Consider the following 11,635-nt stretch of genomic DNA (forward strand, 5'->3'; position numbering starts at 1 on the left):
AAATTTCATGACCATGATTACAACCACAGATCAGCTTGAACAGGCTGTTGCCGCCCTCACCCAATCCGATTTCGTGACAGTCGATACGGAATTTATCCGGGAGACCACGTTCTGGCCGGAGCTTTGCGTCATACAGCTCGCGTCGCCTGATCACACGGCGATCGTGGACGCTTTGGCGCCGGGCCTTGATCTTGCTGCGTTTTTCAAGCTGATGGCCGACGAAAAAATCGTCAAGGTCTTCCATGCCGCGCGCCAGGACATCGAAATCATCTTTCACCTCGGCAATCTGATCCCGCATCCGGTGTTCGACACACAGGTCGCGGCGATGGTCTGTGGCTTCGGCGATGCAATCGCATACGACCAGTTGGTGCAACGGATCGTTGGTGCGCAGATCGATAAATCGTCGCGATTCACCGACTGGCGGCGGCGTCCGCTGTCGGAAAAGCAGCTGGACTATGCGCTGGCCGACGTCACCCATCTGCGCGACATCTACTTGCATCTGAAGAGCAGTCTCGAAGAAGAAGGCCGCACCGAGTGGGTTCTCGACGAGATGAAGATCCTCACCGCACGCGAGACCTACGACATGCATCCGGATGACGCCTGGAAGCGGCTGAAGATGCGCCTGCGCAAGCCGGTTGAGCTCGCCGTTCTGCGCAGTGTTGCCGCCTGGCGCGAACGGGAAGCGCGCGAACGCAATGTGCCGCGCGGCCGGGTCATCAAGGATGACGCCATTTACGAAATCGCCCAGCAGCAGCCGCGCGATGCGGAAGCGATGTCGCGTTTGCGAACAATTCCAAAGGGTTGGGAGCGTTCGAGCATGGCGACGGGCCTGCTCAACGCCGTCAATCTCGCGCTTGATCTGCCTAAGGAAGACATGCCGCGCCTGCCAAAATCGGTGCAGTCGCCTGAGGGAGCAGGTGCTGCGGCCGAACTTTTGAAGGTGCTGTTGCGGCTCGTTACCGAGGAGCACGGCGTCGCTGCAAAGGTCGTCGCGACCACCGACGAGATCGACAGGATCGCGGCGGAAGGCGATGCGGATGACATTCCGGCGCTGCAGGGATGGCGGCGCGAGGTGTTTGGCGAGAAGGCGCTGCAGCTCATCAATGGCGAGCTCTGCCTCAAATTCGAGAACAAGAAGATACGCGCCGTGGAATGGCCGGACGCCGAGACCGCAACCGCGAACAACCAAATTTCTACCGCCGATTGAAATTCTTGCGCCGGATTTGATGATTCTTGCATAGCAATCGACCATCCTTGTGCAGGATTCGCAAACTCTTGTGTGATTTCTGCTCCGGATCGAAGCGGGTTTGATCGAAACTTATAGTTCGATCGTTATCGAAGCATCGAGCGTGGACTTCTTGCATTGATCATGTGCGTGGTTCGTCGTTCGGCAAGCTCACGATGAAGAAGCTCACCATGAGGGAGAAGGGTTGATTGCAGTGATAATCGTTAAGGTTGCTGTTCTCGGCTTTTGCAACTCACTCACTCCCTCATGGTGAGCTTGTCGAACCACGCACAATATTCACGCAGCAAAAATTGAGTAAACCATCATGACCGCATCGACGCTCCCTGCTCCGTCGCTCGCCAAGGAAATTGCCCTCCTCGCCGTTCTCGCGACGCTGTGGGGCGCGTCCTATACCTTCATCAAGATCGGCGTCGAAACGATTCCGCCGGTCACCTTTATCGCGGCGCGGACACTCATTGCCGGCGGACTACTTCTGGCGATCATCAAGTTGCGACGACTATCGCTGCCGCGCGACCCTGCCATCTGGAAGCGCTTCTTTATCCAGGCGTGCATCAACAGCGTCGTTCCGTTCACGCTCATCGCCTGGGCGGAGCTGACGGTAGATGCCGGGCTTGCAACGATCCTCAATTCGACGACACCGATCTTCACCTTCCTTCTGACCGTGCTGATCACACGTCATGAGGCTGTGACGACCCGCAAGCTTTTCGGCGTGGTTGCCGGTGTCATCGGCATCAGCCTCATCATTGGACTGGAAGCGTTCAACGGCGTGGGCAAGGAAGTGCTTGCGCATCTGGCGATTGTGGCCGCGACGATCTCCTATGCGGCGGCGGCGATCTTCGGGAGAGGCTTCAAGGGGCTCGATCCGATGATGCCCGCTGCGGGCTCGCTCCTTTGCGGCGCGGTGCTGCTTATTCCGGTCAGCCTCGTCATCGACCAGCCCTGGACGATCGTGCCGTCGACGCACTCGATCCTGGCGCTGCTTGGCCTTTCGATCTTTTCGACAGCCCTCGCCTTCGTGATCTACTTCCGGTTGATCCACACGCTGGGTTCCGTCAGCACCACATCGCAAGCTTATCTGCGCGTACCCATCGGCGTCGGTATCGGCGTGCTTTTCCTTGGCGAAAGCCTCAATCCGACCGCCTGGATTGGTCTTGTCTGCGTCATTGCAGGCGTCGCCGCCATGACATTGCCAACGCGCCGGAGAGTTGCGGCCACGGCAGGTTGAAAACTAGGGCATCTCATATTTTCAACGAAACACCCCCACCCGCAGCTTTGCTGCGACCTCCCCCATCGAAGGGGGAGGTGGGAGTTTTTCCTTCACCCTCCCCCTTGTGGGGAGGGTCGGCGCGGAGCGCCGGGGTGGGGGCCTATTTTCGTTAAAGCCTGAAGTGTCCTAACTGTCGAGCGCTTCAGCAGCAGGCACGATGCGGTCGCGCACCACATCGTGCAGTTGCCGCACATAGCCGGATCGCCCGGAAGGTGTTGCGGGGTCGGATGTCATCACAACCACAAGCGAGACGTGCGGAACCACATAGATCATCTGGCCGCCATAGCCCCAGGCGTAGTAGACCGGCTTGCCGCTGGCGGCGCTGGACACGAACCAGCCGAGCCCGTAGGCGTCGCCCGTAAACGGCGAACTCGTTCTTGGCTTCCACGATTCCTCGACCCATGCCTTCGGTACGATCTGCCTGCCGCCGCTTGCACCGGATGCCAAAAACATCTCACCGAACGCACGCATGGCCCGGGGCGAAAGCAGCATGTCGTTGCCGCCGAAATAGATGCCCTGCGGATCGCGCGGCCAAGGCGGGATATTGATTTCAAGCGGTTTGCCCAGCCACTCCCGCGCGTTCTGCAATGTCGACCGTCCGGTCTTGCGCGTCAACAGCGCTGAAAGAAGGTGGGAGTTGCCGGTGGAATAGAGCATGCCGCCGCCGGGTTCATCGACGAACTCGCGCGACAGGGCATAGCGGACCCAATCATTGCTTCCGACCCAGCGGCCGTAATTCGGCCCCGAGGTGCGATCGAGACCCGATTGCATCGACAAAAGGTTGCCAAGCGTTACGGCCTGCAATCTGGGGTCGGCGTCGCGCGGCAGCTTGTCGCTAAGCATTGGCGCAATGGGTTGATCCAGCCCCTCGAACACGCGGCGATCGATGGCAATGCCGACGAGCGTGGCGATAATGGTCTTGGAAACGGATTTCACATTGACCGGTCGATCGACGGCAGGCCCGCGGAATACGTGTTCCAGCTGAAGATCGCCGTGCCGCGAGATGATCAGTGCATGCAGGGACGGGAAGCCATTTGCCGCCTCCATGATGGTATCGATGGCAGCCTTGTCCAACCTGGCGGAGGCAGGTTGGGACATGGCACCTCGCGATGCAAATGCGACGGCAGCGAGAGATGTCATCAGGAATGCACGGCGGCCGATTGGAGACACGTTTTTCATTCGCCGAGATTGATGAAAGGCGCGCGCCGCAGCAACACACAAGCTGTCACATGCATGTGATCACTGATTATCTCCGCCTTGTGGGGGAGAGATAACGGGCGCCACCACCCTCCCAATAAATTGGTATCTCCCTGGCATTAATTGGTCTGTTGTCAAATTGCATCTTCGCCGGATTTTTTCATAAATCCGTCACATACCGCACCGTGCTTCCACTTTCGTCGAATTGCTTCCAGGTAGGCCACGAAGTCCAATTCCATACCACACAGCCTCTCTGTGCAGAAGGGTCGTGCATTTTTTATGAAGCGTCATTTCAGAACAATAATTTCAAGGGGTTCATTTCATGAAGAAAATACTTTTGGCAACCACGGCTCTGGCGCTTTGCCTGACGCTTGCCGGTTGCGATGACGACAAAGGCGGCAACGACAATTCTTCCACGTTCAACGAGTTGAACCAGAAGATCGAAAATCAGAACAAGGAGATCGCGGCGCTCAAGCAGGCCCGCGCGGCGGAAAGCGCTGCTTTTGAGACCCGCATTCTGGCTGTGCAGAAAAGCATTGACGAGAAGCCCGCCATCTCGCCGGAGCTGGAAAAGCAGTTGAGCGATTTGAAGGAACAGATCGGCAAGGCGCCGGGGTTCAAGACAGCGGAGGAATTCGAAGCTTTCAAGCAAAGTGTCGCCGGCCTTCGCAGCGATCTCGACAAGGCACCGAAATCGGAGACGCTCACTGCGCTTTCCGACAGCCTGACCGAGCTTGAAGGCAAGCTGGTCAGCGCCACTGATTTCAAGGACATCAAGGACTATGTCGCCAAGGTGAAAACCGGCCTCGACACACTCCTGGCAGCGGCAGATCCCGAGGTGCTGAAAACGCTGAAGGAAACGCTCGCATCCTTGCGCAATGACCTCTCCAGCAAGACAGCACTGACATCGGAGGATATCCTCAAGTTCACCGACCGCATCGCCACGCTGGAGAAACTCATCGATACGAAGGTGGATATTCCGGGTGTTGCGGTTGCGAAGGCTGCTGCGGCGCGCCTCCTGCCTAAGCACTTCGCGCAATTCTCATTTGTTGAAGTTCCTAAAACGGCCGCCAAGCAAGATAGATACAAAGTCTATGGCCGTGCTGGCGCTATTACGGTCGAAGGAAGTTCTCCCGCAGTAATGCTGACCGGCTTGACTGCCTATTTGAAACAGGTTGCCGGTGTAAGCATCGGATGGCCGGGGGACAGTCTCGACCTGTTGCCGCAAACATTGCCCGGGCCAACTGCTCCAATTGAAACCGCGGCCAATGGTCAACACCGCTTTGCTCTAAACGATACCGATGATGGTTACTCCGATGCATACAAGAGCTGGCCGGAATGGGAGCGAAAGATTGATCTCCTTGCCATGCACGGCATCAACGAAGTCTTCATCCCTGTTGGAGTGGAAGAGGTGTACCGGCAGACTTTCCTAGGTTTCGGCTATACCGATGAAGAAATTCGGGCGTGGATTCCGGCCCCGGCACATCAGCCTTGGTGGCTGATGCAGAATTTGTCCGGATTGAATGCCCCATTCTCACCGGATATCTACCGGAAGCGCGTCGAGATGGGACGGAGAATAATCAACCGCTTGCGTGAACTTGGGATGGTGCCCGTCATGCCGGGATATTTCGGCACGGTACCAACAAATTTTGCTGCGAAGAATCCAACTGCTCGATTAGTGCCACAAGGCGAATGGTTCGGCACCCATCTGACTAGGCCGGACTGGCTTGATCCTAGAACCGATCTTTTTGCGCAGATCGCCAGCGCTTTCTACGGCAAACAGCGGGAACTGTTTGGCGATACGACGATGTACAAGATGGACATCTTGCACGAAGGCGGCAGTGCGGGCGACATACCCGTGCAAGCTGCAGCATTGGCGGTTGGCAACGCCTTGCGTGATGCGCATCCGGGCGCGATATGGGTTATGCTCGGCTGGCAGGAAAATCCAAAACAGGTTGTTGTGGGTTCGCAGAAAGTAGAAGAAGTCCTGGTAGTTGACGGCACGGCAGGTGTGGAAGATTTCAAAAATCGCGAAGCTGATTGGCTCAGCAGGCCATATGCATTTGGAGAAATCCATACCTATGGTGGCAACACAACACTAGGCGCGCCAACGGGGAATTGGATAAAACGGTACTATGAAAATTTGAACAAGACCGGCAGTGCCGAGAACGGTATAGCTTACTTGCCCGAAGCAACTGGCACCAATCCTGCCGCCTTTGAACTGTTTACGGATATGGTCTGGCAAACCAAACCGATTGATCAAAAAGAGTGGTTCAGCAGATATGCTTCTCACCGCTATGGGCGTCATGACGAGCACGCAGACAACGCGTGGAACATCATGCGTCAAACGGCCTATACGTTTGATTTGGGGGCGGTTGGTCCAAGTTTGTTTGCACCGCATGATAGCTTGTTTGCCGCACAACCTGAACTGACCAGAACGAGCGCCTTTGCTTTTGGCCAGGGTGTTCACTATAACATGGAAAAGTTTGCGAAAGCGTTGCCCGAGTTGTTGCAGGTTGCTTCGGATATTCGAGGAACAACGGCGTATCGCTATGATCTTGTCAATTTAACAAGGCAAGTGCTTGTTGACCGAGCAAGAACCTTGCGGCCAAAAATCAAAAACGCTTATGATGCCAAGGATAAGGCGCAATTTGCGGCCTTGACTGCAATCTGGCTCGACTACATGCGGGACCTTGACGCCTTGGTGGCAACAGATCCCAATTTCCTTTTGGGTCGTTTCCTTGCGGGTGCCAAAGCATATGCCAGTAGTGATACCGAGAGAACATTACTGGAATACGATCAACGCTCGCTGATCTCAACATGGGTAACCAAAGCCAGCGATGACTTTGCGTTGATGGACTATGCCAACCGTGATTTGTCGGGCTTGGTGAGCGGATTGTATATGCCCCGCTGGAAAGCATATTTTGAGTCACTGACAAAGGCTTTGGAGACAGGCGGTGCGCCAATTAAAATCGACTGGTTCGATTGGTCAGACAAATGGGCAAGAACGAGGGTGGACCTTCCAACCGAACCTTCAGGGGATTTTTATGCGTTGGCCACCAAAATTCAGGAAAAAATCAGCAAAGAGCCATCCTTCCCGCCCGTAAAACCTTCAACGACAGATGCGAAGCCTACTTGCGTGCCAACAGCTAAGAAATCCTGCCCGGCCTAATCGCGGCATTCGCACTGGTCAGGTTTTGTTGGAAACCCATCTCGCTCTCCGTCATCCTCGGGCTTGACCCGAGGATGACGGAGAGGTCGGGGATGCAATGATGCAATGGCGTGGGAACTACCCCTCGATCGCGTCGAGGAATGTCTGCACGCCCAGGGTGAGATAGGCCGTATCGACGGAGAGAGGAATATAAGTATAGCCGAGACCAGCGAAGCGTTTTGCCAGCGCCGGCGTCGCAGCGTAGATCGCGCAGAGCTTGCCTGCCGCCTTGGTCTTCGCGGCAATCTGCGTCAACGGCTCGATGATGGCCTCGGAAGCCGCATCCACCTCTTGCCCATCACTCCAGGCGATGGAGAAATCCGACGGGCCGACGAACACGCCATCGATACCGTCCACAGCGAGAATATAGTCTAGCGCCTCATAGGCGGCGCGGGTCTCGATCATGGCGAAGGAGAGCGTCTCGTCATTCACCTCGCGCAGATATCCGCCGGAGCCGCCGGCGCCATAGCTCGCGGGACGACCGCGCATCTGGCCCCAGGAGCGTTCGCCGAGCGGCGGATATTTCATCGCGGCTGCGAAAAGCTTTGCATCGTGGACGCTGTTGATCATCGGCGCGACGACGCCTTCAACACCAAAATCCAGCGCGCGGCTCGCCATGTCGAAACGACCGACCGGAATGCGCACCAGCGCATGCTTTTGGGCGCTGCGCAGGATGCCGGTGAGCGCGGCGACGCTCGCCGTATCGTGCGGGCCGTGCTGCATATCGAAGAGCACGGCATCGAGCGGCGTGCGGGCAAGCGCCTCCATGGCAAATGGATCGGTCAGATGCGACCAGCCAGAATAAATGATTTCGCCGGATTTCAGACGCGATGCGAGCGACATGGGAGATTCCTCGTCCAGGTGTTTTGCGCGAGTATGGGAAGCTGAGACCAGACTGGTCAAGGGCGATGGTGAAATTCTCAAATCTGACATTTGCCGCGAGGCTCCCGGAACGAGATCGTGACGGGATCGATTGTAAGGGTGAATTCGTGTAAGCTCTGGGTGACGCTGAGTCCTATCACCAATGCAACCATGGTGCAGATGACAGTTTTCCGTGATGGAAACGAGCCGAAATTCATAGAAGAAACCGGGCCAAGAGACGAGGTTCTCTACAACCTGCTGCTATCGCAGGACGAAAGCCAGGTTCTTGTCGCTCTTTACGACCAAAATGATGTCTTGCGTTACGCCAACAAGAGCTGGCGAGCTGCCTTCCATCTGGCGCCGGGAGAGCAGCCGAGCTGGGGCGATCTGATGCGGCGCAACTACGATGCCGGGCTCGGAACAGTGCTCACGACAAAGAATTTCGAAGAGTGGCTGATATCGACTCAGTCGCGACGCGGAAAGATCCCGTTTCGTGCCTTCGAGACCGATCTGGTCGATGGCCGATGGCTCTGGATGACAGAAACAGTCCAGGCGAATGGCTGGATGCTTTGCATCGCCAGCGATATTACGCCATTACGCACCGATGACCGCCGCTTGCGGCAGGACCGCGATCTCGCATTGCGTGCTTCGCAGACGGACGAACTGACCGGCGTCGGCAACCGGCGTTTCATCATGACCAGGCTCGAAGAGCTGACACGCCGCGAATTGCCGCCTGACGAGCCTATCAAAGGCTGTGTCGCGGTGCTCGATATCGATCATTTCAAAGCGATCAACGATCGTTACGGGCATCAGGCGGGTGATCAGGTTTTGCTCGATTTCGCCCGGCACGCACATAGTTTCGTGCGGCGGCTCGATTGTTTCGGACGGATCGGCGGTGAGGAATTCATGCTGATCCTGCCGGAAACGGAGCTCAACACGGGCATTCATATGCTCGAACGCGTGATAGAACGTATCCGGACGACGCGGCCACTGACGGCCCTTCCGGATTTCGCCTATACATGCTCGGCTGGCATTACTGCGTTGCGCACGGGAGACAGCGCGCAGGACCTTTTCGCCCGTGCAGACCTTGCGCTTTACGAGGCCAAGCTTGGCGGGCGAAACCGCATCAGCGTGATATGATTGGCGAGGTCCGCAGGGCATAAATGTGAAAAGCGCGTGAATAACATGCGCTTCTCCAAATCGATCCAGTGTTCGTATAGAACGTCAATGTGCCGGCGTTATGCGCCTTCGATTTGCTGTATGGCCTCGATCATCAGCTCTTCCATCTTGCGGCGGATGCGATGGTCGGAGGTGTCGATGCCGGCAGCATCGAAATCCGTACGGATCTTGCGGAAGACGTCATCGTCGCCAGCTTCGACGAAATCCGCCTTGATGACCTCTTTCGCATAGGCCTCGGCGTCTTCACCGGTCTTGCCGAGCTTTTCCGCCGCCCAAAAGCCGAGAAGCTTGTTACGCCGGGCCTCCGCCCTGAAACGCACTTCTGCGTCATGCGCATACTTGTTTTCAAAGGCGTTTTCGCGATCTTGCATTGTCATCCTCTCTTTGCTCCCGCAAATTGTGTCGTTAACTAGTAATACATTCATGTATCAGGCGTTTTTCAGGCAGGTCCCGATGTTTTTGTGTTTGTCGATTCCCATATAACCATTCCGTGCAAAATCAAAAGGCTCAATCGAGCATCGTTTCATATTGTCGTAGAACCAGCATATAACCCATAAAACCGGGGAGCTCCATAAAGGATCATTGTAGAATGCTTGCTTTTGCGATAGTTAGCGCGCCAACATGACGGCCAAGACCCAAGGCCGACCGATAACTCCAATACCAGAGAATCCGCAATGAACCGTCGCCGCCGTGTCTACGAAGGCAAAGCAAAGATCCTTTACGAAGGACCAGAACCAGGCACACTCGTCCAGCATTTCAAAGACGATACAACTGTGCTTCACCCCAAGAAAACCCAAGTAATCGACGGCAAGGGCGTCCTCAACAACCGCATTTCCGAATATATCTTCACGCAGCTCAACCGCATGGGCATCCCGACGCATTTCATCCGCCGTATGAACATGCGCGAGCAGCTGATCAAGGAAGTCGAGATCATTCCGCTGCAGGTCGTCGTGCGCAATATCGCGGCCGGCTCGCTGGCAAAGCGCCTCGGCATCGAGGAAGGCACTGTGCTGCCCCGCTCGATCATCGAGTTCTATTACAAGAATGACGAGCTCGATGACCCGATGGTGTCGGAGGAGCACATTACGGCGTTCGGCTGGGCTGCACCGCAGGAAATCGATGACATCATGGCGCTCGCCATTCGCATCAACGACTTTTTGAGCGGACTGTTTCTTGGCGTCGGCATCCAGCTCGTCGATTTCAAGATCGAATGCGGCCGGCTTTACGAAGGCGAAATGATGCGGATCGTTCTTGCCGACGAATTCTCCCCGGACAGCGCCCGGCTGTGGGACGCGCAGACGAGCGAGAAGATGGACAAGGACAGGTTTCGCCGCGATATGGGCGGGCTGATCGAGGCCTATCAGGAAGTCGCGCGCCGTCTCGGCATCATGAATGAAAACGAACCGACGCGGCCTGCGGGGCCCGTATTGGTCAAGTAACACCGGAGAAGACAGATCGATGAAGGCACGTGTCACTGTAACCTTGAAGAATGGCGTTCTTGACCCGCAGGGCAAGGCAATCGTCGGCGCACTCGGCAGCCTCGGTTTCGAGGGCGTCGGCTCGGTTCGCCAGGGCAAGGTTTTCGACGTCGAACTCGATACGAGCGACAAGGCAAAGGCCGAGGCGAACCTCAAGGCAATGTGCGAAAAGCTCCTCGCCAACACGGTGATCGAGGATTATAGTTTCGCTATTGATTGATGACTTTTCAAGGATTCGCCATGGTCGAAGTGACGCAAGATTTGATTTACGAAGTGTTGAGGAAGGTGCAGACGGACGTATCCTCTTTAAAGGATAATGTGCGCGAGTTGCGACAGGATAACGTTAGCATCCGTAACCATCTTCATATGTTGCAGGGCGACGTGAATAATCTGCACGGTACTGTCGGCCAGATCGTCGACCGTCTCGAACGCATTGAAAACCGTCTCGACCTTCGGGAATTCGCAGAAGCACAAGCAAGGTTTGAACCGCATCCATGAAATCAGCAGTTGTACTCCTTCCCGGCCTTAACCGCGATCGCGACATGATTGCGGCGTTGACGAAGATTTCCGGCGTCGCACCACATACGGTGTGGCAGACCGATACGGAAATTCCCGATGTCGATCTGATTGTGATCCCCGGCGGCTTCTCCTATGGCGATTATCTGCGCTGCGGTGCCATCGCAGCGCGCATGCCTGTGATGGAAGCGATCCGCGAAAAGGCCAACAAGGGCGTCATGGTGATGGGCGTATGCAATGGCTTCCAGATCCTGGTGGAAGCTGGCCTCCTGCCGGGTGCGCTGATGCGCAATGCCTCGCTGAAATTCGTCTGCCGCCAGGTGCAACTCGAGATCACCAATGCCAATACGCCGTTCACCCGCGGTTATTCGCATGGCCAGATCATCCAGTGCCCTGTCGCGCATCATGATGGCAACTATTTTGCCGACCCGGAGACGCTGGCGCGCATCGAAGGCGATGGCCAGGTGGTGTTCCGGTATGCCGAAGGCACCAACCCCAATGGCTCGATGAACGACATCGCGGGTATCATCAACAAGAATGGCAACGTGCTGGGGCTGATGCCACACCCGGAAAACCTGATCGAAGCGGCTCATGGCGGCACCGACGGACGTGCGCTCTTCACGGGCGTGCTGGGGATCGCCGCCTAGGCCTTTTGGTATTCACACTCTGACGGCCTGCAA

The 11,635-nt window shown here is 56.3% G+C and carries 11 protein-coding genes; 8 read left to right on the plus strand and 3 right to left on the minus strand.

Going from position 1 to position 11,635, the window contains the following annotated elements; translation table 11 throughout:
- Window positions 1–7 precede the first annotated feature (7 nt).
- Complete coding sequence (gene rnd / locus N8E88_RS29240) at window positions 8–1,207, plus strand: ribonuclease D (RefSeq protein ID WP_262293585.1); 1,200 nt, start codon at window positions 8–10, stop codon at window positions 1,205–1,207.
- Window positions 1,208–1,550: 343 nt separating this feature from the next.
- The gene (locus tag N8E88_RS29245) at window positions 1,551–2,471 is read left to right on the plus strand and encodes a DMT family transporter (protein ID WP_262293586.1); all 921 of its coding nucleotides are present in this window, start codon (window positions 1,551–1,553) and stop codon (window positions 2,469–2,471) included.
- Between the two features lie 168 nt (window positions 2,472–2,639).
- On the opposite strand, the gene N8E88_RS29250 is transcribed toward N8E88_RS29245, so the two are convergent.
- Window positions 2,640–3,611 carry a serine hydrolase domain-containing protein gene (locus N8E88_RS29250; protein ID WP_262293587.1) on the minus strand — a complete coding sequence of 324 codons (972 nt, stop codon included), beginning with the start codon at window positions 3,609–3,611 and terminating at the stop codon, window positions 2,640–2,642.
- Between the two features lie 526 nt (window positions 3,612–4,137).
- Here N8E88_RS29250 and N8E88_RS29255 point away from each other — a divergent pair.
- A complete protein-coding gene (locus tag N8E88_RS29255; RefSeq protein WP_262293588.1) occupies window positions 4,138–6,882 on the plus strand; it encodes an alpha-N-acetylglucosaminidase in 2,745 nt (914 codons plus the stop codon).
- A 117-nt stretch (window positions 6,883–6,999) separates the two neighbouring features.
- On the opposite strand, the gene N8E88_RS29260 is transcribed toward N8E88_RS29255, so the two are convergent.
- Window positions 7,000–7,764, minus strand: a complete 765-nt coding sequence (locus N8E88_RS29260) for an HpcH/HpaI aldolase family protein (protein WP_262293589.1) — start codon at window positions 7,762–7,764, stop codon at window positions 7,000–7,002.
- Window positions 7,765–7,881: 117 nt separating this feature from the next.
- Here N8E88_RS29260 and N8E88_RS29265 point away from each other — a divergent pair, with 117 nt between their 5' ends.
- Window positions 7,882–8,922: a GGDEF domain-containing protein gene (locus N8E88_RS29265; RefSeq protein ID WP_262293590.1), complete on the plus strand. Its 1,041-nt coding sequence runs from the start codon at window positions 7,882–7,884 to the stop codon at window positions 8,920–8,922.
- 98 nt (window positions 8,923–9,020) lie between these two features.
- On the opposite strand, the gene N8E88_RS29270 is transcribed toward N8E88_RS29265, so the two are convergent.
- Window positions 9,021–9,338 carry a DUF1476 domain-containing protein gene (locus N8E88_RS29270; protein WP_114429199.1) on the minus strand — a complete coding sequence of 106 codons (318 nt, stop codon included), beginning with the start codon at window positions 9,336–9,338 and terminating at the stop codon, window positions 9,021–9,023.
- Between the two features lie 297 nt (window positions 9,339–9,635).
- Here N8E88_RS29270 and purC point away from each other — a divergent pair, with 297 nt between their 5' ends.
- Genes purC through purQ form a run of 4 tightly spaced genes read left to right on the plus strand, consistent with a single transcriptional unit; the run spans window position 9,636 to window position 11,602 of the window.
- Window positions 9,636–10,400 (plus strand): phosphoribosylaminoimidazolesuccinocarboxamide synthase, encoded by a 765-nt coding sequence (gene purC, locus N8E88_RS29275; RefSeq protein ID WP_112530810.1) that lies wholly within the window; start codon window positions 9,636–9,638, stop codon window positions 10,398–10,400.
- Between the two features lie 19 nt (window positions 10,401–10,419).
- A complete protein-coding gene (gene purS, locus N8E88_RS29280; RefSeq protein ID WP_106716990.1) occupies window positions 10,420–10,659 on the plus strand; it encodes a phosphoribosylformylglycinamidine synthase subunit PurS in 240 nt (79 codons plus the stop codon).
- A 20-nt stretch (window positions 10,660–10,679) separates the two neighbouring features.
- Window positions 10,680–10,937 carry a hypothetical protein gene (locus N8E88_RS29285; protein WP_224505869.1) on the plus strand — a complete coding sequence of 86 codons (258 nt, stop codon included), beginning with the start codon at window positions 10,680–10,682 and terminating at the stop codon, window positions 10,935–10,937.
- Window positions 10,934–11,602, plus strand: a complete 669-nt coding sequence (gene purQ / locus N8E88_RS29290) for a phosphoribosylformylglycinamidine synthase subunit PurQ (RefSeq protein ID WP_262293591.1) — start codon at window positions 10,934–10,936, stop codon at window positions 11,600–11,602. Before N8E88_RS29285 ends, purQ begins: the two co-directional genes overlap by 4 nt.
- Window positions 11,603–11,635 lie beyond the last annotated feature (33 nt).

It is taken from the genome of Phyllobacterium zundukense (genome assembly GCF_025452195.1).
Lineage (GTDB): Bacteria > Pseudomonadota > Alphaproteobacteria > Rhizobiales > Rhizobiaceae > Phyllobacterium > Phyllobacterium zundukense_A.

Excerpts from the sequence above, each read along its gene's own strand:
- purS (WP_106716990.1), top strand. The coding sequence starts at position 10,420 with ATGAAGGCACGTGTCACTGTAACCTTGAAGAATGGCGTTCTTGACCCG.
- purC (WP_112530810.1), top strand. The coding sequence starts at position 9,636 with ATGAACCGTCGCCGCCGTGTCTACGAAGGCAAAGCAAAGATCCTTTAC.
- N8E88_RS29285 (WP_224505869.1), top strand. The coding sequence starts at position 10,680 with ATGGTCGAAGTGACGCAAGATTTGATTTACGAAGTGTTGAGGAAGGTG.
- N8E88_RS29260 (WP_262293589.1), bottom strand. The coding sequence starts at position 7,764 with ATGTCGCTCGCATCGCGTCTGAAATCCGGCGAAATCATTTATTCTGGC.
- rnd (WP_262293585.1), top strand. The coding sequence starts at position 8 with ATGACCATGATTACAACCACAGATCAGCTTGAACAGGCTGTTGCCGCC.
- purQ (WP_262293591.1), top strand. The coding sequence starts at position 10,934 with ATGAAATCAGCAGTTGTACTCCTTCCCGGCCTTAACCGCGATCGCGAC.
- N8E88_RS29250 (WP_262293587.1), bottom strand. The coding sequence starts at position 3,611 with ATGTCCCAACCTGCCTCCGCCAGGTTGGACAAGGCTGCCATCGATACC.
- N8E88_RS29270 (WP_114429199.1), bottom strand. The coding sequence starts at position 9,338 with ATGACAATGCAAGATCGCGAAAACGCCTTTGAAAACAAGTATGCGCAT.
- N8E88_RS29245 (WP_262293586.1), top strand. The coding sequence starts at position 1,551 with ATGACCGCATCGACGCTCCCTGCTCCGTCGCTCGCCAAGGAAATTGCC.